General features: G+C 38.6%; 21 protein-coding genes and 1 other RNA gene. 11 read left to right on the plus strand and 11 right to left on the minus strand.

Annotation, left to right across the window (positions count from 1 at the left end):
- Window positions 1-102 precede the first annotated feature (102 nt).
- The 3 genes from KIV10_RS11535 to arsB are packed head-to-tail and all read left to right on the plus strand — an operon-like array spanning window position 103 to window position 2152.
- A complete protein-coding gene (locus KIV10_RS11535) occupies window positions 103-435 on the plus strand; it encodes an ArsR/SmtB family transcription factor (protein ID WP_214113857.1) in 333 nt (110 codons plus the stop codon).
- A gap of 13 nt (window positions 436-448) precedes the next feature.
- The gene (locus KIV10_RS11540; RefSeq protein WP_214113858.1) at window positions 449-1081 is read left to right on the plus strand and encodes an arsenate-mycothiol transferase ArsC; all 633 of its coding nucleotides are present in this window, start codon (window positions 449-451) and stop codon (window positions 1079-1081) included.
- 3 nt (window positions 1082-1084) lie between these two features.
- Window positions 1085-2152 (plus strand): ACR3 family arsenite efflux transporter, encoded by a 1068-nt coding sequence (arsB, locus tag KIV10_RS11545; protein ID WP_214113860.1) that lies wholly within the window; start codon window positions 1085-1087, stop codon window positions 2150-2152.
- Between the two features lie 3 nt (window positions 2153-2155).
- Here the strand turns inward: arsB and KIV10_RS11550 are convergent, their stop codons facing one another.
- Complete coding sequence (locus KIV10_RS11550) at window positions 2156-2494, minus strand: STAS domain-containing protein (RefSeq protein WP_214113874.1); 339 nt, start codon at window positions 2492-2494, stop codon at window positions 2156-2158.
- A gap of 284 nt (window positions 2495-2778) precedes the next feature.
- Here KIV10_RS11550 and KIV10_RS11555 point away from each other — a divergent pair, with 284 nt between their 5' ends.
- Window positions 2779-4416, plus strand: coding sequence for an ABC-F family ATP-binding cassette domain-containing protein (locus tag KIV10_RS11555; protein ID WP_214113875.1), 1638 nt, complete (start codon window positions 2779-2781; stop codon window positions 4414-4416).
- 17 nt (window positions 4417-4433) lie between these two features.
- Here the strand turns inward: KIV10_RS11555 and KIV10_RS11560 are convergent, their stop codons facing one another.
- Window positions 4434-4817: a DUF3037 domain-containing protein gene (locus KIV10_RS11560; protein WP_214113881.1), complete on the minus strand. Its 384-nt coding sequence runs from the start codon at window positions 4815-4817 to the stop codon at window positions 4434-4436.
- Window positions 4795-5592: a HipA family kinase gene (locus KIV10_RS11565; protein ID WP_214113883.1), complete on the minus strand. Its 798-nt coding sequence runs from the start codon at window positions 5590-5592 to the stop codon at window positions 4795-4797. The genes KIV10_RS11560 and KIV10_RS11565 overlap by 23 nt, the downstream gene beginning before the upstream one ends.
- A gap of 139 nt (window positions 5593-5731) precedes the next feature.
- Here KIV10_RS11565 and KIV10_RS11570 point away from each other — a divergent pair, with 139 nt between their 5' ends.
- From KIV10_RS11570 to KIV10_RS11580, 3 genes are all read left to right on the plus strand, one after another.
- Entirely contained in the window at window positions 5732-7210 is a 1479-nt protein-coding gene (locus KIV10_RS11570; RefSeq protein WP_214114228.1) for a potassium/proton antiporter, read from the plus strand.
- A 66-nt stretch (window positions 7211-7276) separates the two neighbouring features.
- Entirely contained in the window at window positions 7277-8038 is a 762-nt protein-coding gene (yaaA, locus tag KIV10_RS11575) for a peroxide stress protein YaaA (protein ID WP_214113885.1), read from the plus strand.
- Window positions 8039-8091: 53 nt separating this feature from the next.
- On the plus strand, window positions 8092-8751 hold the full coding sequence (locus KIV10_RS11580; protein ID WP_214113886.1) for a uracil-DNA glycosylase family protein: 660 nt from the start codon (window positions 8092-8094) through the stop codon (window positions 8749-8751).
- 454 nt (window positions 8752-9205) lie between these two features.
- On the opposite strand, the gene KIV10_RS11585 is transcribed toward KIV10_RS11580, so the two are convergent.
- Window positions 9206-11368: a S46 family peptidase gene (locus tag KIV10_RS11585; protein ID WP_214113888.1), complete on the minus strand. Its 2163-nt coding sequence runs from the start codon at window positions 11366-11368 to the stop codon at window positions 9206-9208.
- Window positions 11369-11559: 191 nt separating this feature from the next.
- On the opposite strand from KIV10_RS11585, the gene KIV10_RS11590 reads away from it, so the two are divergent.
- Window positions 11560-12543, plus strand: a complete 984-nt coding sequence (locus KIV10_RS11590; protein WP_214113890.1) for an alpha/beta hydrolase — start codon at window positions 11560-11562, stop codon at window positions 12541-12543.
- A gap of 54 nt (window positions 12544-12597) precedes the next feature.
- Here the strand turns inward: KIV10_RS11590 and KIV10_RS11595 are convergent, their stop codons facing one another.
- Window positions 12598-13098 carry a GreA/GreB family elongation factor gene (locus KIV10_RS11595; protein ID WP_214113892.1) on the minus strand — a complete coding sequence of 167 codons (501 nt, stop codon included), beginning with the start codon at window positions 13096-13098 and terminating at the stop codon, window positions 12598-12600.
- 59 nt (window positions 13099-13157) lie between these two features.
- On the opposite strand from KIV10_RS11595, the gene KIV10_RS11600 reads away from it, so the two are divergent.
- The gene (locus tag KIV10_RS11600; RefSeq protein WP_214113894.1) at window positions 13158-13682 is read left to right on the plus strand and encodes a DUF421 domain-containing protein; all 525 of its coding nucleotides are present in this window, start codon (window positions 13158-13160) and stop codon (window positions 13680-13682) included.
- A 79-nt stretch (window positions 13683-13761) separates the two neighbouring features.
- Here KIV10_RS11600 and KIV10_RS11605 read toward each other — a convergent pair whose 3' ends face one another.
- Window positions 13762-13899, minus strand: a complete 138-nt coding sequence (locus KIV10_RS11605) for a hypothetical protein (protein ID WP_214113903.1) — start codon at window positions 13897-13899, stop codon at window positions 13762-13764.
- A gap of 247 nt (window positions 13900-14146) precedes the next feature.
- Here KIV10_RS11605 and KIV10_RS11610 point away from each other — a divergent pair, with 247 nt between their 5' ends.
- Complete coding sequence (locus KIV10_RS11610) at window positions 14147-14701, plus strand: DNA-3-methyladenine glycosylase I (RefSeq protein ID WP_214113905.1); 555 nt, start codon at window positions 14147-14149, stop codon at window positions 14699-14701.
- 40 nt (window positions 14702-14741) lie between these two features.
- Here KIV10_RS11610 and ssrA read toward each other — a convergent pair.
- Window positions 14742-15140: a transfer-messenger RNA gene (ssrA, locus tag KIV10_RS11615) on the minus strand.
- A 230-nt stretch (window positions 15141-15370) separates the two neighbouring features.
- Here ssrA and KIV10_RS11620 point away from each other — a divergent pair.
- Window positions 15371-16573 (plus strand): NAD(P)-dependent oxidoreductase, encoded by a 1203-nt coding sequence (locus KIV10_RS11620; RefSeq protein WP_214114230.1) that lies wholly within the window; start codon window positions 15371-15373, stop codon window positions 16571-16573.
- On the opposite strand, the gene KIV10_RS11625 is transcribed toward KIV10_RS11620, so the two are convergent.
- From KIV10_RS11625 to KIV10_RS11640, 4 genes are all read right to left on the minus strand, one after another.
- The gene (locus KIV10_RS11625; protein WP_214113907.1) at window positions 16574-18544 is read right to left on the minus strand and encodes a DUF3858 domain-containing protein; all 1971 of its coding nucleotides are present in this window, start codon (window positions 18542-18544) and stop codon (window positions 16574-16576) included.
- Window positions 18545-18704: 160 nt separating this feature from the next.
- Window positions 18705-19058, minus strand: a complete 354-nt coding sequence (locus KIV10_RS11630) for a ribosomal maturation YjgA family protein (RefSeq protein ID WP_214113909.1) — start codon at window positions 19056-19058, stop codon at window positions 18705-18707.
- 76 nt (window positions 19059-19134) lie between these two features.
- On the minus strand, window positions 19135-20481 hold the full coding sequence (gene creD / locus KIV10_RS11635) for a cell envelope integrity protein CreD (protein WP_214113911.1): 1347 nt from the start codon (window positions 20479-20481) through the stop codon (window positions 19135-19137).
- A 60-nt stretch (window positions 20482-20541) separates the two neighbouring features.
- A complete protein-coding gene (locus KIV10_RS11640; protein WP_214113913.1) occupies window positions 20542-20838 on the minus strand; it encodes a winged helix-turn-helix domain-containing protein in 297 nt (98 codons plus the stop codon).
- Between the last annotated feature and the right edge of the window lies 1 nt (window position 20839).

Consider the following 20839-nt stretch of genomic DNA (forward strand, 5'->3'; position numbering starts at 1 on the left):
GAAAAGGTTGGTTCAAAAGACCAACCTTTTTTTATAATTAAAAATGAAATTTATTTCACTCTAAACTATATTAATCGTAATATTGCAATAAAACAATTAAGCATGGGAATTTCAAAGACCGAAATATTCACCGAAGATCAAAATACAATTGCTGCCTTTGCAAAGGCGTTTGCCCACCCGGCGCGCGTCGCCATCTTACAGCATTTATTTAAAATCGATTCCTGTATTTGTGGCGAATTGGTAAACGAAATAGGCCTTGCACAGCCTACCATCTCCCAGCATTTAAGGGAATTAAAACAACTTGGGCTTATAAAAGGAAGTGTAGAGGGAACAAGTGTTTGTTATTGTATCGACGCCAAAAATTGGGAGAAAATGAAAAAAACGATGGCTCAATTTTTAGATCAGGATATTGTTTCAAAAGAGAATTGCTGTTAAATATTTTACTAAAATGACAACCAAAAGACCAATCCTTTTTCCAGAAATAGAAAACGTTCTGAAAACCATAAATACTGAAACTATTTCTAATGAAAGAAAAGATTCTTTACAACCTTTAATAGATTTCATCAAAACAAAAGTTTCAAATTCAGGGAAAATCAGATTGAATTTTATTTGCACACACAATTCCCGAAGAAGCCATCTCTCGCAAATTTGGGCGCAAGCGTTGGCGTATTATTTCAAAATTAATAATGTGCAATGCTATTCGGGCGGAACGGAAAGAACGGCGCTATTTTCTTTGGTTGTGGAAACTTTGCTGAGTTCCGGTTTCAAAATAAAATCAATTTCAGAAGGAAATAATCCTGTGTACGCCATCAAATATTCTGAAAATGAACATCCTATAATTGGTTTTTCTAAAACATTGGATGACGATTTTAATCCAAAATCAGCATTCGCGGCCATAATGACCTGCTCCCAAGCGGACGGCGGTTGCCCATTTATTGCGGGTGCTGAGAAACGAATACCAATCACATACGAAGACCCAAAACAATTTGACGGAACACCACTGCAAACTGAAAAATACAAACAAACTAGCCTACAGATTGCAACCGAATTATATTACGTTTTCTCACAAATCAATTCATAAACTATGGCTTCAAAAAGACTAAGTTTTCTGGATCGCTATTTAACCTTGTGGATATTTGCAGCTATGGCCTTAGGGGTTGCCATTGGGTATTTTTTCCCTACCTTTTCGCAGTTCATAACCGCTTTTAGCAGCGGTTCCACAAATATTCCAATCGCCATTGGTTTAATATTGATGATGTACCCACCGTTGGCTAAGGTGAATTATTCACTTTTGCCAAAGGTTTTCCGGAACACAAAAATCCTTTCCATTTCCCTTATTTTGAATTGGATTATAGGCCCTGTTTTAATGTTCTTTCTGGCAATCCTATTTCTCCGCGACTATCCCGAATATATGGTAGGCCTTATATTGATTGGCCTTGCACGGTGCATCGCAATGGTTTTGGTATGGAATGATCTTGCCGAGGGAAGCCGCGAATACGGTGCGGGTTTGGTAGCGCTAAACAGTATTTTTCAAGTTTTTGCGTATAGTTTTTACGCTTGGATTTTTATAACCGTATTGCCACCATATTTCGGTTTTGAAGGTGCCATTGTAGATATCTCAATAGCAACCATCGCGGAAAGCGTTGCAATCTATTTGGGAATTCCATTTTTAATGGGGATTTTAAGCCGACTTATTTTGGTAAACCTGAAAGGCGAGACGTGGTACAACCAGAAATTCATTCCGGCGATTTCGCCAATTACGTTGATCGCATTGTTATTGACCATTGTGGTAATGTTTTCCCTCAAAGGCGAATTGATTGTAACCATACCCATGGATGTGGTAATCATTGCAATCCCGCTGCTGCTTTATTTTTTGGTAATGTTTGTAATTGGGTTTTTTGTCACCAAGGCAAGCGGCGCAGCATATGATAAAACAACATCCGTAGCATTCACCGCGTCAGGCAATAATTTTGAACTTGCCATTGCCGTTGCCATCGCTGTGTTCGGGCTAAATTCCGGTCAGGCATTTGCCGGTGTCATTGGGCCGTTGGTTGAGGTTCCCGCATTAATTTTATTGGTTAGGGTGTCTTTTTGGCTTCGGAAGAAGTATTTTAAGCAAACTCATAAATTTATAAGAAATGTAGATGAATAAATTTTATTTATCTGATTTATAAAAAACAACAGGCTCCGTAAAATCAATCTCAGGAACCGAATTAAAATAGGAAATGCCAAGTTTGGAAAGAATGCGGGTAACAATCCTGTTCTCCGTGCAAAGAAGGATGAGCACCTTGTTGTTTTCAGCGGCCTTTTTGGAAATCATATAGAGCATACACGCGCAGGAAATATCAAAACTGTACAACGGGTCCAGATCAATCACCAGATATTGGGTCTTGTCCAGCGCACTTTCAATCCTTTGCTGGACTTCGCTTAAGTTGCCACTGTACAATTTACCTTCCAGATGGGCAACGTGTTGCGTTAAAAAGTGAATTTTCATTGTATGTGACGGGTTGGGGGATCACATAGGTTACAAGAAGATTTGGGGATAAGTTCAATGCCAATAAAGCTAAAAAAAAATTATAGGAAATCAAATCCCATTCCGTGCGATTACGGCTACAATTAAAATGGAACATTAAATCACAAGCTATCAAGGCAAAATCAATTTTTATTCAGTATTCAAAATTCAACATTCAAAATTCATCATTAATTACTAATTGCTAACTGTTCATTGTTAATTGCTAATTGATAATTGTATAGTTTTGCAAACTCAAAAATTTCAGAATGATTTCAATAGACAACCTGGCGGTAGAATTTAGTGGCGATACGCTTTTTAGTGACGTTTCCTTTGTGGTGAATGAGAACGACAAAATTGCCCTTATGGGAAAGAACGGCGCCGGAAAAAGCACGATGATGAAGATTATTGCGGGCGTTCAAAAACCCACGCGCGGCAATGTGCGCGCCCCCAAAGATGCGGTTATTGCCTATCTTCCACAGCATTTGTTAACGGATGACACGGTGACTGTTTTTGAGGAAGCCTCAAAAGCCTTCAAGCAAATTTTTGAAATGAAAAATGAAATGGAGCGCTTGAACAAGGAACTGGAAACCCGTTCAGATTATGAAAGCGATGCCTATATGGACATCATTACCAAAGTAGCCGAGCTAGGCGAAAAATATTATGCTTTGGAAGAAATTAATTATGAAGCCGAAGTGGAAAAAGCACTGCGCGGTCTCGGTTTCAAGCGAAGCGATCTACACAGGCAAACATCAGAATTTAGCGGAGGGTGGCGTATGCGCATTGAATTGGCAAAACTGCTACTTCAAAAACCGGATTTGATTTTGCTGGACGAGCCCACAAACCACGTTGATATCGAATCTGTAATTTGGTTAGAAGACTTTCTGCTGAACAAAGCCAAAGCAGTAATCGTAATCTCGCACGATAAAACATTTATCGACAACATTACCAACCGCACCATTGAAGTTACGATGGGAAGAATTTATGACTACAAGGCAAATTACAGCCATTACCTAACCCTGCGGGCAGATAGAAGGGCGCACCAGTTAAAAGCGTATGAGGAGCAACAAAAATTCATCGCCGAAACCCAACAATTTATTGAGCGTTTCAAAGGCACCTATTCCAAAACCAATCAGGTAAATTCCCGCGAGAAAATGCTTGAAAAATTACAACTCGTTGAAATTGATGAAATAGATACCTCCGCATTGGCACTTCGCTTTCCGCCCGCCCAACGCAGTGGTGATTATCCAGTTGTGGCTGAAGGTTTGAGTAAAATGTATGGCGACCATGTAGTTTTCAAGGACGCCAATATGAGTATTTCCCGCGGCCAAAAAGTAAGTTTTGTGGGAAGAAACGGAGAGGGAAAATCCACCATGATCAAGGCCATTATGGGTGAAATTGATTTTGAGGGAAAATGCACTTTAGGCCACAATGCCAAAGTGGGTTACTTCGCCCAAAACCAAGCTGCGCTTTTGGATAAAGAACTCACGGTTTTCCAAACGGTAGATGAGGTTGCCAAAGGCGATGTGCGTACGCAAATTAAGAATATTCTAGGCCGTTTTATGTTCAGCGGTGATGATATTGATAAAAAGGTTGGGTTACTTTCCGGAGGCGAAAGAACGCGCTTGGCAATGGTGAAATTATTGTTGGAGCCCGTAAACGTTCTCATTCTCGATGAGCCTACAAACCATTTGGATTTAAAGTCGAAAGATGTTTTAAAGGAAGCATTGCTTCAATTTGACGGCACCTTGATTTTGGTTTCCCACGACCGCGATTTCCTGCAAGGGCTTTCAGAGAAGGTTTTTGAATTCAAGGACAAACGCGTGATAGAGCATTTTGAAACCATAGACGATTTCCTTCAACGCAATAGAATTGAGAATTTAAAGGAGATTGATTTGAAGGCTTAATTTGAAGTGTATAAGATTTACAAAACCAATTCCTCAAAAAGCCTTTTCAAAGTAGCGTCCAGATTTTCACTGAAACCGTTGTGCGGACGGGATGTCTGTATGGATGAACTGCGCTGTGCGGTAAGCCAGCGAAATCTATCCGCAAGCTCCCACTGGGCAATTGGTCCGCCGTTTTTGTCACCAGAAACAATTTTTTCAATGGCTTGCAAATTTTTTTCGATGTCTTCAAATTCCAATTCGCAAGTGAATATTTCAAATTTTTGCTTTTCAATCCTGCAAAGCACTTTCAGGAATTTTGCCTGCTTGCTGAAAAGCAAAACGCCCACATTCAAGAATTCTTCCCGCTCCACCTTCGGCACGAGCCTAATTACGGCATATTCATAAAATTGCTTCCCTTGCATGCTGTATCTGTTTTACAAAATTGATGGAATGTTTTTTTCGCTGCAGCAAAAACTGAAAATATACTTGACGAATGGCTTCCGGCGATAATTCCGCCCCTTCCCACAAAAGCCAATCTTTGGGAATTAAGTTGGTAATTTCAGCTAAAACTTCATCAGTTAAAAGCGAAAGCATTTCCTCTTGAATCTCCCCAACTTTTGAAGCAAATGGCAACAGCACGTGGTCTTTTATATATGGAAAAGTACTCTGCGCCTGCTGTTCCCACTTTTCCCAAGAATGGTGGAAATAAAACGTTGCGCCGTGATCGATAAGCCATAATTCCTTGTGCCAAATAAGCATATTCGTATTTTTTACCGTTCGGTCAATATTGGTTGTAAAAGCGTCCAGCCACACAATTTTTGAAGCCAAAACCGAATCGGGTCGTGTAACCACAGGGTCAAAAGTGATGGCGCCGGAGAGAAAATGAAGTGCAAGATTGAGGCCGCGACTTCCCTTCAGCAAATCTTGAATTTCTTCATCTGCCTCGCTTCTGCCAAAGGCTTCGTCCAAATTCGCAAAAACCATTTCGGGTACTTTCAGCCCTAAAATCCGCGCAATTTCGCCGCCAAGCAATTCAGCAATCAACGCTTTTACGCCGTGCCCCGCGCCGCGAAATTTGAGGACGTATTTAAAGTCGTCATCCGCTTCGGCCAATGCGGGAAGTGAACCGCCTTCCCGAAGCGGGGTAATGTAGCGCGTAACGTTGACCGTGCGCAGTTCTATTTTTTCTTTCGCCATTTGGCTTACGGGTTTGTTGCAAAAATAGGTTTATTTGTTAAATGTGAAATGAAATCATCAATACCTATTCTTGAACCAATGAAGTTTTATGAAGGTTATTCGTAGTTTTGCCGAAGCAGAAATTTCTAAGAAAAACGGCTTGAATTTAACCATTGAAAATATATTGCTTGTTGGCTCCTTGCTGCTACTAATAAGCATTTTTGCGGGGAAGACTACCTATAAATTTGGCGTGCCAACCCTGGTTCTATTCTTGGGAATTGGGATGCTGGCCGGGGAGGACGGCATTGGCGGTATCAGTTTTGACGATCCGCAGATTGCGCAATTAATAGGTATAATATCACTGAATTTCATATTGTTTTCGGGCGGACTGGATACGGACTGGAAAGCTGTAAAACCTATTATGAAAGAAGGATTGGCGCTTTCAACATTGGGCGTTTTGCTTACTGCTATTACGCTTGGAATATTTGTTTATTACATTACGGATTTTACTATTTACGAAAGTTTGCTATTGGGAAGCATTGTTTCTTCCACAGATGCGGCTGCGGTTTTTTCCATTCTTCGGTCTAAAAATTTGGCGCTGAAAACAAATTTACGCCCAACGCTTGAAATGGAGAGCGGAAGTAACGACCCGATGGCATACGTGCTAACTATTGCATTTCTGGGCTTGGTGGTAAATCAGGATCAAGGGTTGGCATCGATGATTCCTTTATTTCTGAAACAGATGATAATCGGCGGAATTGCGGGTTTCGGCTTTGGAAAACTGAGCAAAATTGTAATCAACAGAATAAAACTCGATTTTGAAGGACTTTATCCGGTGCTGGTCATTGCACTTATGTTCATCACCTTCTCGGCAACTGATTTTGTGGGCGGAAATGGATTTTTGGCAATCTATATCTGCGCCGTCTATTTGGGAAATCAATATTTAATCCATAAAAAAACCATTCTGAAAATGTACGATGGGCTTGCCTGGCTTATGCAGATTGTGCTTTTCCTAACGTTGGGCCTGTTGGTATTTCCTACGCAAATGATTCCCGTTATAGGTATTGGTCTCGTCATTTCATTGTTTTTGATGTTTGTGGCGCGGCCCGTAAGTGTTTTTATCAGTTTGATTTTTTTTAAAATGAAATTGCGCAGGCGGTTTTATATTTCGTGGGTAGGGCTTCGTGGCGCGGTGCCCATTGTATTCGCAACCTATCCACTTTTGGCTGGAATTGAAAAGGCGAATATGATTTTCAATATTGTATTTTTTATATCGCTCACGTCTATTTTAATTCAGGGAACGACGCTTTCCATTGTCGCAAAATGGCTACACGTGGGCCTTCCGGAAAAAGTAAAGCCGAAAAGCCCAACGGACGAATTTCTTTCGGAACACCCAAAAACTGAAATGAGGGAAATAGGCATTGCAAATTCAAATGCTATAGTGGGAAAAAAAATCGTACAGCTTCAATTTCCGAAGAATGCCATTATAGCGATGATAAAGCGAGATGAAAAATACATAACCCCAAACGGTGCCACCATTATTGAAGCGGATGATGTGCTCATTGTGCTTTCAGATTCCAAAAAAGGGATTCAACGTGTGTATGATACTTTGAATATTGGCCAGTTTGAGATTCAGTGATAAATACTTTTCTTATTGAAATTTCGCTCAAATAATTATTATTATTTTTGAAGCAAACCCATTGCAATGAAAATAGTAGTTTCCCCGGCAAAGACGCTGGATTTCGACACAAAACTTCCTACAACCCGCGCAACACAGCCAAAATTTCTGGAAGAAGCCGAGCAGATAAACAATAAGCTGGAACGAAAAAGCAAAAAATCCATTTCAGAACTGATGGACATCAGCGATAAATTGGCAGAGTTAAACTATCAGCGTTATAAGGAATTCAACACCCCGTTTACTAAAAACAATGCACGGCCCGCGGTGTATGCGTTTGCTGGCGATGTGTATTCGGGGCTTGATGCCTATACAATTTCTTCTGAAAAGATCGATCTTCTGCAGGACTCATTACGCATCCTTTCCGGAATGTATGGGTTGCTGCGGCCGCTGGATTTAATACAGCCATACCGTTTGGAAATGGGCACAAAGCTTCCCATAAATCGAAAAAAGGATTTGTATGCCTTTTGGAAAAAAACCATAACCGAAACCCTAAATGATGAACTGGAAAATAACGAACTTTTTCTGAATCTTGCAAGCGTGGAATACTTCAGCGCCATTGATGGGAAAAAGTTGAAAGTGCCAGTAATTTCTCCAGTTTTCAAGGATTTCAAAAATGGGAAATTGAAGGTAATTTCGTTTTTCGCAAAAAAGGCGCGTGGTAGTATGGCGCGCTTCGCAATAGACAAAAATGTGAAAACGCTGGAGGACTTAAAAGGTTTCGATTACGATGATTATAAGTACAGTGATAAATATACTGAAAAAGAAGGCGAGCCGGTTTTTGTGAGATAAATCCAAATTCTTAAAATCAAAAATCCAATAACCTAATAGTCTATTAGTCTATTTTGTTTCATCATATTCATCCATATCCACCCTTCATCCCTGAAAATGCTACAAAATTAATTGTAGGCACGCTGCCACCACCCAGATTTACTACTGGAGAACTTAGGGAAGGCGATGTTGATTTTTGTTACGGTAGCAGGGATGGGCAACTTTGGTTGATTTTAGATAAAATTTTTGGATTGAATTTAAAGTTTGAAACCACTACCGAAGCAATTGAACAGCGCGAAAAGTTTTTGAAAAGCAGAAACATTGGCATTTGCGATATGGTATCTTCGGCGAAGCGTGCAAAAGTTGATGCTTCAGATGTTGGGATGCTGGAGGTTGAACTTAGGGATTTGGTTCGTGTGCTTCAGGAAAATCCTAAAATCAACACGCTACTTTTTACCGGAGGAAACAGTAAAAATGGCCCGGAATATTTTTTCAGAAAAAATTTGAAACACTATGGAATTTCTTTGAAATCGGTTTCAAACGAAGTACCGCGTATCCATAGTTTCAAGCTTCCGGAATCTGGTAGAATTATAAAAACCGTTTCACTCATTGCACCCTCAGGTGCAGCAAATAGGGCTGTAGGGAGTCTCCAATCCTATAAAAATATGAAAGATTTAAATCCCGAAATGACAACTATTGATTTTAGGGTAGAGCAGTATCGGAGGTTTTTTTGAAATTAAATATTTTATTTTAATGTATATATTTTGTTTGAAAACACGAAAAATTATACTTTAGCGGAAGTTATTTACTAAATAGCTTGTATAAGTGTTGATCGTTTAAAGTAACCAGCCAAAAAAGAAAACCCACCGGTATTGCCGGTGGGTTTTTGTTTTATTAAAAAAAATCTTAAGTAATTAATTGTTTTTCATTAAGGTAGTCAATGGACTTACTGCGATTTGAAATTGAATATAAATAACGTTGTTTCTGATGAAAATTTTAGATAGGGAACAACTTGTATGAGTTCTCAATTAGAAAAAAACGTTTCATTAGTTATAAAGGGGTTAACCTGCGTTGCAACATCATTTTATTTTCTTTCGATGTGCTATGCCTAAAAATAAAATATGCTTTAGGGCCAGTTGACTCCACAAAATATTAAGAAATAAAAACGCTATTTTTAAGCCTAAAGAATTACTTCTTTATTTTCCTTTTGTCTTTTTTAGGATGGACTAGTGTCATTTCGTTGATTAAATTTTTTGCATCTGCGTATTTGTCAACAATAAAAAGAACGTAACGGATATCTACCATAATATTGCGTGATAAGGCTGGATCATAGTAATAATCGCTCATAGTCCCTTCCCAAACACGGTCAAAATTTAATCCAATCAAATTTCCATTTGCATCAATAGCTGGACTGCCGGAATTGCCACCCGTGGTGTGATTTGTTCCTATAAAATTAACAGGCATTTTACCATTTTCGCCATAAGGACCATAATCTTTGGTGTTGTACAGCTCAATAAGTTTTTTGGGCACGTCAAACTCATAATCTCCCGGAACGTATTTTTCCATAACACCTTCCAAATGTGTAACGGGTTCGTAATAGACCGCATCTGCGGGAGAATATCCATTAACCTTTCCGTAGGTTACGCGTAATGTGCTATTGGCATTTGGGAAAATACGGGCATCTTTTGGGCTAAGTTCCAATAATGCTTTCATATAATTACGTTGCAATGCAGAAATATTGGTATTCAGTTCATCGTACTTAGGATCAACTTTTTCAAAATAACTATCCGCCATTTCTTTTACCAATATAAATCCGGGATCCTTTTCCAATTTCGAGATCACTTCTTCTGCATTCCCAGTCAACAGATTTTTTACTGAATTATATTTCACAAAGGCAGAATTTTCATAAATGTTTGAAGCCGTGGATTCCGCATTGAGATTTTTGAATGAATTGGGAAGAAACTGTTGCGGTACATTTTTCGCATAAAGTGCGATTAGCGCTTCAAAAACTTCAGAATCCACTTGCTTGTTAAAATCTTTGTACTGATTTTCCAGCGAAGCCAAAAGATTATCCCTGCGGTCATTAAAAGATTGCTCCCCTCTATTCTCAAATATCTGTTTTAATTGATAGGTTTGATAGGCAGTCCGAAGCAATTCCACATTTCTTAAAACCGTTTCCAAAAAATATTCCCGGGCTAGGGCATAGGGCTCTATTTCAGAATAAAATTTTTCAAATTGTGGCAAAATATTGGCATATTCCTGTTGTTTCCCTTTCTTGTTTATTTCTGATGTAAGCTTGTTTTCCTGCCGCTTTTTGATTCCCGCAGCGTCAGATTTTTTCAAGCCAAGCGTTTCTCCTCGCCATTTTTTCCAGTAATTGGCGATGCGCGCATACTTTGAAGCATACTGAATTTTAATCTGCGGATCTGCACGCATATATTTATCCTGAATTGCCAACGCTGCATCCCGAATGGCTATTCGTGCGGGATTGATAGTATTTATAACTTGCTCAATGGCTACCGAAGGCAAGTATTCATCAGTAGTTCCGGGAAATCCAAAAACCAGTGTGAAATCATCCTCCGCTACGCCGTCCAGCGAAATGGGCAAATAATGTTTTGGTTTGTAGGGTACATTTTCTTCAGAATATTCTGCAGGGCGATTGTTCTTATCGGCATAAATACGGAACATTGAAAAATCTCCGGTATGCCTAGGCCACACCCAGTTATCTGTATCGCTCCCAAATTTTCCGATGGATGAGGGCGGAGCACCAACCAAGCGAACATCCTTATAAGTCTCTACAACAAACAGCATGTATTGATTGCCCTCATAAAAGGTACGCACACGGTTTTCTTGCCAGGTTTCTTTGGGAGAATTTTTTACAACCTCAGCCATATTTTCTTCAATTTTTTTCTGCTTTTCAGCTTCCGAAAGTGATTGATCTACATTTGCCAAAATCTTTGAAGTTACATCTTCAATTTTAATAATAAATGTTGCAGTAGTCCCTGGATTGGGGAGCTCATCCTTCATATTTTTTGCCCAAAAACCATTTTCAAGATAGTCGTGCTCAAGCGTGGAATGGCTTTGTATCTGCCCGTAACCGCAGTGGTGGTTGGTCAACAGAAGACCGTTGGGCGATATAACTTCTGATGTACATCCGCCATTAAAATGCGGAATGGCATCTTTCAAACTGGCATTATTGACGTCATAAATATCCTTAGCCGTCATTTTCATCCCCAGGTTGGTCATTTCGGTAACGTTCATTCCTTCTAAGAGTGAAGGAATCCACATACCTCCCTGTTGCGCGAAAAGTGGAAAGGATACTAAAATGAAGAGCGTTTTAAATATTTTCATGATGATTTTATTTTTTAATGTTATTCATAAAACTTTGGAAGTTAGGCTTCTGTAAGAGTTCTCGAGTTAGTTAACTTTCCACAAATATACGCTTTCAGAATTTTGTCTACCGTTATCATCTTTCATAATTGATTGTTAAGCGAAATTGCTTTGAGTGATTTATCCATTAATTTCACTGCAAAAAAGAAATTATGTCAAGTGAAAAAAGACCCTACGAAGCAGAAAAAGATCCGAAAATCTTCGAAAAAGTACGTGAATTTCTGAAAGATCTGAATTCTGGCGATGCCAAACCAATGGAACAAATGGAGCCGAAAGAAGCGAGAAAGGTTTTGGAGGATGCCCAAAATTCTGTTGATGTGGACTATTCCGGAATTTCAGAAAATGAAAAAACCATTAGCCAAAATGGACTCAACGTAAAAATTCACATTACCAAACCCAAAGGTGTAAAGGATGAAGCCCCCGTTTTCATCTTTATCCACGGCGGCGGTTGGGTGTTGGGCGATTATCCCACACATCGCAGATTGGTGCGAGACCTTGTGGTTGAAAGCGGCGCTGTTGCCGTATTTCCAGATTTTACACGCTCACCCGAGGCACAGTATCCTACAGCAATCAATGAAATTTATGCTGCAACGCAATGGGTTGCTGAAAATGGAAAGGAAATTGGCGTGGATGGAAAAAACCTGGCGGTTGTTGGAAATAGTGTTGGCGGAAATATGAGTGCCGTTATAAGTTTAATGGCTAAAGAGAAGAAAGGGCCAAAAATTAAATTACAGGTGCTGTTATGGCCTGTGACCGATGCAAACTTTGATACGGAATCCTATAATTTATATGCCGAAGACCGATTCTTGACTAAAAATATGATGAAATGGTTTTGGGATAATTACTTACCCGATGTTAAAAAAAGAAAAGAAATTTACGCTTCACCATTGCAGGCCAGTATCGAGCAATTAAAAAATTTACCACCAGCATTGATACAGACTGCTGAAAATGATGTATTGCGTGACGAAGGGGAAGCATACGCCCGAAAACTGGATGAAGCTGGCGTAAAAGTTACTTTGACGAGGTATGAGGGAATGATTCACGATTATGGTCTCTTGAACCCCATTGCCCACGTTCCCGCAACCAAAATGGCTGTTTTACAGGCTGCGGCGGTACTGAAAAATGCGCTTAAATAAAAAAATGAATCCGTTCGGAAAAAATTGGATTTGCTAATTTTCTGAACGGATTTTTTAATACTCAATTTTCAATACTTCTATTTCCTTGGTTTCTGAGCCTAGCTGAAATAAAAATTTTTCGCCAGTTTTATGTCCCGTCAATGCTACGGCGATGGGTGCCACAAAAGCTATTTTCTTTTTTCGTATATCAGCTTCATCCACGCCCACAATCTGAAATTGCTGAACGTTATTACTCGGCAATATTCTATAGGAAACAGTCGCCCCAAAACGCACCTCATCCTGGGGTTGCTCTTTTAGTTGTAAAACACGCGCCGTTCGTATCCTTTCATTTAGCAAATCCATTTTGCCCTGTAATACGCCCAGATCCACCCGGCGCTGTTGCTCATTTATGCTTTCAAGGCCATCGCGCTGCATTTCCAATTGCTCGCGTTCCAGTTTTAGCAACTCAAGTCCCTTTGGAGTAACATAATTTACTGCATTATTGGGCAACGCAGCCCTGGGGGGAATGATGGGTGTCTCCTCTTGGTCGCCTTCCTTTACAAAACCTCTGCTCATATATTCTTCATTCTAAATCTTAAGATACTAGTTTTACGTGAATTTTAGTAAATTACACAATGGAAAAATTATTCTCGACCTCTCCTACAAGCCTTTTGCTAATAGCGCTAAGCTGTTTTTTCATTTACATTTCGGTTATAATATTGACGCGGATTTTTGGGAAAAGGAGTTTTTCAAAAATGAGCAGTTTTGATTTTGCGATGACTGTAGCCATTGGTTCCGTAATTGCTTCGGTAATTATGACGCAAAGCCTTTCAGTTACCGAAGGGGCTTTCGGGTTATTGATAATCTATTCCTTGCAGATGATGGCGGCCTATTTCAGAAGGTTTGAATTTTTCAAAAAAGCTATTGATAATTCACCGCTGTTATTAATGGATGGAAATAAAATATTAACGGAAAATCTGAAAAAAGCACGGGTTACCGAAGGCGATTTAAGGTCAAAACTTCGGGAAGCAAATGTGATAGATTTAGATGAAGTGCGAGCCGTTATTTTTGAAGCTACGGGAGATATGATTGTGCTGCACGCCGCGGATAAAGAACGAAATCTTGACAAATGGTTGTTGAAAGATGTAAAAAGAAATTAAGCAATGGCGAACCAAACATCATCAAATAGTTTAAAAAAAAAACCAAGAAAGATTGATATAAATGGTTTTAAGAAAAAAACTAACTAATGGCATTGGTATAAAACAAAACTGAAATTACCGTTAATGCAAACGCCACAGCGGCGGTAAAGATGAAGAAAACCCAAATTACCTCTGGAGAATAGAGGAATTCATTGAAATTGTATAAAACTTTTCGCATAATCGGTTGGATTGATTATTGCGTAGGTTCAGATTTCTTGATTTGGGGTCTAAAAATCTCAGAGAGATAAATTTACCATAAATTCTCAATTGCTTGTTATTTATCACGTTAAAGTTTTGAACATTGTTATTATGTAGAGTAAATACAATAGATGTTAAGATCTGTTTCTTGTAATTTCGATTTAAAATATGATTTTTTTGATTTGAAAATTATCCAATCCTTACTTTCGTAATGTAAAAATGATATTATGAGTTATTGTAAAGCGATAGAAAGCATGCAGCCCGAGGAGCGGCGGGCACTCCACAAAAATTATCACGATAATTTTTATGGATTTCCCATCCATAATGACGATGAACTTTTTGGGCGATTGATTATGGAAATTAACCAAGCTGGTTTAAGTTGGGAAACCATTCTAAAAAAGGAATCATCATTCCGCAAAGCCTACGATGATTTCAGCATTCAAAAAATTGCGCATTATACCCAAGAAGATAGAAACCGCCTATTGAACGATGCCGGAATTATAAGAAACAAGCTAAAAGTAAATGCCGCCATTGAAAATGCAAAAACGGTTTTAGAATTGCAGAAAGAGTTCGGTTCCTTTGAGAATTGGTTGGAGCACAATCATCCCAAATCAAAGGAAGAATGGGTAAAGCTTTTTAAAAAAACCTTCAAATTTACGGGCGGTGAGATTGTGGGCGAATTTTTAATGAGCATCGGGTATCTTCCCGGCGCGCACGAAGAAAATTGCGCCATTTATAAAAAAGTTTTAAAAGCGAATCCTATGTGGAAAAGGAATGTATAAAATAAAAAAAATCCGCTAAACAAAACGCTTCGCGGATTTTTTGTGGAGCCGGAGGGATTCGAACCCTCGTCCAAACGCGCAACCATACTGCTTTCTACATGCTTAGTCTTCATTTGGTTTTTCGAGGGTTTGCCGGTCAAAGACTACCAACGCACCCCTTAGCTTCGCTCAGGTTTCACCCGCGCATCAAAGCCCTGCGCAGATTAGGTTTACTTTTACGAAGCCGCTATATCGAACGCCGTAAACCAAGGCCTTCGAGCGACTTCCTGCTTGCCCACCTTGTGGGCCGAGGCATACCGTACTATAATTCGGGTTATGCAGCTAGGGCGTAGTTATTCTCGCCGTTTAAAAAGTGTGAAATATGAGATTTACGAGCTGTATCCCAGCGCTCGGCATGCTTACAATACAATTAGACCCGCTGTCAAAACCAGTCGGCCCCTTTTTCAATGAACAATGAACAATGAACAATTAGCAATTATTAATTAGCAATTGTTCTTTTGGGCGTTACCCGCTTGGGGCGGGTCGGGCTTTCGGCTATATCTTTTTATAAAAAATAAAAAGGATGCCGCCTCAATCCCTAACGCGGGCGGCAAAGATACATGAAAAACCCTATCTTTGCCACCGCAATAATTCCAATTCCATTTGGAACAAAAAACATACCACATGCCCATTACCTTCGCCATTATCAAGGAACGCAAAAACCCACCCGATAGACGCGTGGTTTTTTCACCGAAAAAATGTCAGGAAGTCATAAAAAAATTTCCAGATGCGCGCATAATTGTGGAGACCTCAGATGTCCGGATATTTCCTGACAGCGCGTATAGCGATGCGGGTTTTGAGGTTTTGGAGGACGTTTCAAAAGCAGACGTTATGCTGGGTGTAAAGGAAGTTCCCGTTGAGGCGCTTATTCCCAATAAAAAATATTTTTTTTTCAGCCATACAATCAAAAAGCAACCGTATAATAGAAAACTGCTACAGGCAATTCTTCAGAAAAAAATTGAGCTGTTTGATCACGAAACCATTGTTGGCGAACATAAAAATAGATTGATAGGTTTTGGCTATTACGCAGGCTTGGTGGGGGCGTACAATGGTTTTAGAGCGCTGGGAATTCGCGATGGAATTTTCAATTTGCCAAAAGTGGAAAGCCTTCCCGATTTAAAAGCCGTGAAAGCCGAACTCGATAAAATTTCGCTGCCAACGTTGAAAATTATTCTTTCCGGCACGGGAAAGGTAGCTCGTGGTGCAAAGGAAATTCTGGATCATCTAAAAATTCGCGAAGTTTCGGATTTGGATTATCTTTCAAAGGAATTTGATGAAGCGGTTTATTGTATGATTGACGTTACGGAATACAACAAAACAAAGGACGGAAGCCCCTTCAATAAAGAGGAATTTTATAATGACCCTTCCAATTATGAAAGCGATTTTATGAAATATGCCAAGGTGAGCGATATGTTTATTACCGGGCATTTTTATGGAGATGGCGCACCGTATTTGTTTACACGCGAAGATGCCAAGCATCCAGATTTTAAAATAAATTTAGTGGCCGACATTTCCTGCGATGTTGATGGGCCCATTGCCAGCACCCTGCGGGCATCTACTATTGCAAATCCGTTTTACGGCTATAATCCACAGACGGAAACCGAAACTGAATTTGATGCCCCAAACGCAATTACCGTCATGGCTGTGGATAATTTGCCGTGCGAATTGCCAAAGGACGCCAGCGAAGGTTTTGGCGATATGTTTCTGGAGCACGTAATCCCGGCCTTTTTCAATTTTGATGAAGATGGCATTTTAAAACGTGCGCAAATGACCACGGCGGATGGAAAATTGACCGATCGATTTTCGTATTTGCAATCGTATGTAAACGGTTGATTAAATTCTTTTAAGCTCCAGCGGTTCTTCTTTTTCCAGTTTAATAAGTTGGGTAAAAAATTCCTGCAAACTTTTATAGGCCTCTGGTCTAAAACTATGATTGTTCAGTTTCAGGTTTAACCTAATAGTTATCTTGTTGCCAGCGGCATCATATGCTACGGTAAGCTCCCCATCATTCTCAGGTAATTTCATTACTTTATTCGCCGGTTTTTTTACCAATTCGTATTGGTCATTCAAATCTATGGAAACCAAATAGGTATTGGATATTGGGAATGCGAAATCTATTGGATATTTCCGTATTTCTGCCGTAAAAGGATTTTGTTCAAAATAATTTTCGGAAATAAATGGAAAAAGAAAAAATCTATCGCCGGCTGTCTGGTCGTGCAATTCAATATCGTAGGTTTCTTTGTAGGGTTGTTCCAAATCCTTATCGTTTTCAATTTCTAGATTTGAAATATCCAACGACTCATTTTTGCTCTGTTTCTTTTTTAGAATTTCTTGCGGAGTGAAATTATTGTACTCATCCCTTTTTTCCACCGAAATATAGCCAGTTGAAATCTCACTTACTTTTCCACTGAAAACGCCCTCTTCATTGGCAGTTAGTTGTACGTTCGTGTAGTGCACATTTCGATTGATGGGTTCAATCTTTTCCCAGTAACTTCCTTTTTTGAAATCCAGCACCCTACCTTCACCATTGAGCGTTCTCACGGGCAAAACTCCAAAAGGCGTATTCTTTTCGGTAGCATCCAGAAAATATTTCTCATTTTCTAAAGTAAGCATTACAATTGCGTAATTGAAATCGGTTATCACTGGATATAATTGTGTTGGTTTTGCTCTATCACGTGTAGTGATAAGGACCACATATGCCTCGAGATTGGCGGCTTCCAAAGCATTCAATAAGGCGAAATTGATTTCAGAGTTGTTGCCAGAACCTTTCTCATAAGCATTCTTTACATCAGTATCTATTGAGATACCATCTTTTTCGTTCCAATTCATTTGTTGCTGAATATGGTAGTAGATGTTCTTTGCTTTTTCTAGATCTGTACTCGCGGCAAGTAGGTTTGATGGTAATTTGCTTTTAAAATAACTATCATAGTTTAGTTGACGGCCAAGATTGTTATCGTATTTAAATTTCGTGTCGATTTCATCCCAATTACGGGTAAAATTATTTCTCTCGCCGCTTAGATTAGTAAATTGCACCAATTCATAACTTATATTTGAAAGATAATTATCCTTGGACAGCATATATTTTTCTTCCTTGAAGGCTGGAACATTTTTCATGGCATATGTTACTGATTCACAATCACCAGGAACCGCAAAACCTGGCAAGGTAAAACAAGCCTTTTTTATGGTTGCATCATTAACATCCAAAGGAATTGAGCCTCTAAGTGTTCTGTTATATTGAAAATTACCAGGAATTTCTGCGTGGAATTCTGAATAAATAATGGGCAGCGGTCCCTGAAAATCCCATTCGCCGAAATTGGTAAAATAGGGAGACTCGATTCTATAGGTATATTCCAAAATGCTTCCATCCTGTACGTTTGGGAATGTAAAGGTTTTATAGGCCCAATTATTATTTATATCCGTTTCAAAAAAGGCATTGTTTCCCACGTAGGTTTCAGTCTTGCCATTGTAGGTTACTGCCTTGAATCTTGTGATGTTTTCACGCACGTTGCGTTCTCTGTAATAGGGAATATTAATGGTTGCTTGTTTAAATTCCTTTGCATTGAAAACTTTGGTTTTAACGTGGACTTCTTTTACAACCCTTACGTAATTGTCAATAACATCAACGAAATAATTGCCCTTTTTGAAAATTACAACCCCTGCCGCTTCCGGATCCTGTGGGTACATTTTCATTGAAATTTCTGAGGCCAAAGGCTCCGTAAATTCTATTGGTTTGTGCTTTTGGGCGGTTGCCAAGTTAAAGACTAATAAAAACGAAATAAGAAGATATTTACTTGAAATTTGCATTGGAAAAATTTATTTAAGAAATATGTATTAATTTTTTACGAGGACGATGGGTTGTCTTTCTTCGTTCGTTTTATTTATTTCAAATTTTTCCGCAAAATAAACTAATTATCAAAAACCCAAAATTTTGATTGTGTTAATATGTATATCAATTGTACAATCCCTAGATTTTAGTTGCCGTTTTTGAAAGAAATAAAATAAATAGAAACCCAATAAAATAGGCCAAAAAGTCCCACGGATCAAATACGGAGCCAATGATTATTAAAAGCAATTTTGATTCTATTTGAAATTTTTCCGTTATTTCAAAAAATTGTAAAATTTCAACCAAAAAAGCAAAGCCTAAAACGGCAATGGCCAATTTGAAATATTCAACGTTTATGAATATTTTGCAAAAATAGAACAACAGCACAACAACCAATGCATCGCCAATAAATCCACGGACAAATGAATGGGAGGGAAGGGTGGCAATAAGTATTTCGATACCAAATAGCGCTAAAAAAATTAGAAAATAATTCAATTTATGATGTCTCAAATTTGCTGATTTTAAAAAAGAGAAGGGAGTTTTTTCCCTTCTCTCTATATTAATTGATTTCTTATCCATTATTCCAATCAATTTTTCGGGAAGCAAACATGATAATGCCCAATATTACAAAAAGACCAATACTTCCAACCAACAGCGCATAGTTTTCTAATTGAATAATCACGTAGATAAAACCATAAAGTGAGGCAAGTGAGGCGCAAATTAACATGGGGAATTTCCACCCATTAAGTATAGCTCTTGAATAGATAGTGATCAATGCAAGCACAGCCGCGGCCGCAACCATATATGCCATAAAGAAATCACTGTGTTCAGAAATAGAGATGAGCAACGTATAGAACATAACCAAGGCAAGACCTATCATTACATATTGAAATGGGTGTATGTAAATATGGCTGACCAATTGTATAAGTAGAAAAACCAATAGCGTCAATCCTATAACCATAAATCCGTATTTTGCCGTGCGTTCGCTTTTTTGGTAATCATCCACTGGGACAATAAATTTGGTGCCGAAAGAGAATTCCTTTAAATCAGGTAATTTTTCTGAAAATTGCTGTTCAAATTGTCTATTTATTTGAAGGATACGCCACTGGGCTGTAAATCCTTCCTTTTTAATAGTATTATCGGTATCTTCCGGTAAAAAATTACCATCAAAGCTGGGCGAGTTCCAATTAGATCTCATGGAGACGTCAGTTTCTTTACCTATTGGCAAAAATCTTAAGCTTTCACTGCCATTTATTTTTAAGTTGAATGAAAATTTATTTTCATTCAAAAATAATTCCTGCGCATTTTCTATGAATCCACTCTGAATGGTATTCAAAAAATCACGAGAATATTGTGGTGTCATTGCTAAATCCAATGAATTGATACGTACAGAGGGAGTGGTTTTTATGCCTCGTAAATTTGAAGTTTTAATTAGTACGGTCGCCTTTTCCCAAACTATATTTTCTGGAAGAATATCCAATGCCGAAAAATCTATTTTGGGGAATGTCCCTTTCATAGCAATGGATGCCGTAAAAACTACCGATTCATATATGCTGCGCTCACGGGTGTTGGCATCAACATCTGAATCAATTTTTAAGCTATCTGGAAAGAAGTATGCATATTTTATAATTTCTGAAGTTGTTGGATAATACGTTTTATCTTTTTCATTAAAATTGGTTTCTTCTTTCAAAACCTTATATGGAATCTTTATAATTGGACCTGAAATCAACACATTGTTGCCCCATTTTCCATTTATTTCTGATACTACTTCTGCTTGCCTCACCGCGCGTTCCCTGATTAATTCTTTTACAAATTCCAACGGAATCAATAAAATTAAAAGTAAGAAACCAACAACCATCATTCTTGCGGTAATGGAGTTTTTTAGCCAATTGCTGAATTTGTTTTTTGAATTTTCCATAATTTAGTTTTTAAAGTACTTTGTATTTCAAAGTTAATTGATAAAAAAAATTGTTTTTAGTTATATTGGTTTTTGAATTAATTTCTCGAGTGCATCAATATGTTTCTTAAATTCTGAAGTACCCAATTTCGATGCGGAATAGCTGGTATTCGGCTTTCTTCCTACAAAGGTTTTTTCAACTTTTATGTATTCCGCCTGCTCCAGTGCTTTTATGTGGCTGGCCAAATTTCCATCAGTAACATCAAGTAATTCCTTCAATCTGTTGAAGTCCGCATCTTCATTGACCACTAGAATGCTCATGATTCCCAAGCGAATTCGATGATCAAAAAGTTTATTGATGTTGTCTATAATACCCATA

The sequence above is a fragment of the Aequorivita echinoideorum genome (genome assembly GCF_018476645.1).
Classification (GTDB): Bacteria; Bacteroidota; Bacteroidia; order Flavobacteriales; family Flavobacteriaceae; genus Aequorivita; species Aequorivita echinoideorum.

Excerpts from the sequence above, each read along its gene's own strand:
- KIV10_RS11535 (WP_214113857.1), top strand. The coding sequence starts at position 103 with ATGGGAATTTCAAAGACCGAAATATTCACCGAAGATCAAAATACAATT.
- KIV10_RS11540 (WP_214113858.1), top strand. The coding sequence starts at position 449 with ATGACAACCAAAAGACCAATCCTTTTTCCAGAAATAGAAAACGTTCTG.
- arsB (WP_214113860.1), top strand. The coding sequence starts at position 1,085 with ATGGCTTCAAAAAGACTAAGTTTTCTGGATCGCTATTTAACCTTGTGG.
- KIV10_RS11550 (WP_214113874.1), bottom strand. The coding sequence starts at position 2,494 with ATGAAAATTCACTTTTTAACGCAACACGTTGCCCATCTGGAAGGTAAA.
- KIV10_RS11555 (WP_214113875.1), top strand. The coding sequence starts at position 2,779 with ATGATTTCAATAGACAACCTGGCGGTAGAATTTAGTGGCGATACGCTT.
- KIV10_RS11560 (WP_214113881.1), bottom strand. The coding sequence starts at position 4,817 with ATGCAAGGGAAGCAATTTTATGAATATGCCGTAATTAGGCTCGTGCCG.
- KIV10_RS11565 (WP_214113883.1), bottom strand. The coding sequence starts at position 5,592 with ATGGCGAAAGAAAAAATAGAACTGCGCACGGTCAACGTTACGCGCTAC.
- yaaA (WP_214113885.1), top strand. The coding sequence starts at position 7,277 with ATGAAAATAGTAGTTTCCCCGGCAAAGACGCTGGATTTCGACACAAAA.
- KIV10_RS11585 (WP_214113888.1), bottom strand. The coding sequence starts at position 11,368 with ATGAAAATATTTAAAACGCTCTTCATTTTAGTATCCTTTCCACTTTTC.
- KIV10_RS11590 (WP_214113890.1), top strand. The coding sequence starts at position 11,560 with ATGTCAAGTGAAAAAAGACCCTACGAAGCAGAAAAAGATCCGAAAATC.
- KIV10_RS11595 (WP_214113892.1), bottom strand. The coding sequence starts at position 13,098 with ATGAGCAGAGGTTTTGTAAAGGAAGGCGACCAAGAGGAGACACCCATC.
- KIV10_RS11600 (WP_214113894.1), top strand. The coding sequence starts at position 13,158 with ATGGAAAAATTATTCTCGACCTCTCCTACAAGCCTTTTGCTAATAGCG.
- KIV10_RS11605 (WP_214113903.1), bottom strand. The coding sequence starts at position 13,899 with ATGCGAAAAGTTTTATACAATTTCAATGAATTCCTCTATTCTCCAGAG.
- KIV10_RS11610 (WP_214113905.1), top strand. The coding sequence starts at position 14,147 with ATGAGTTATTGTAAAGCGATAGAAAGCATGCAGCCCGAGGAGCGGCGG.
- KIV10_RS11625 (WP_214113907.1), bottom strand. The coding sequence starts at position 18,544 with ATGCAAATTTCAAGTAAATATCTTCTTATTTCGTTTTTATTAGTCTTT.
- creD (WP_214113911.1), bottom strand. The coding sequence starts at position 20,481 with ATGGAAAATTCAAAAAACAAATTCAGCAATTGGCTAAAAAACTCCATT.
- KIV10_RS11640 (WP_214113913.1), bottom strand. The coding sequence starts at position 20,838 with ATGGGTATTATAGACAACATCAATAAACTTTTTGATCATCGAATTCGC.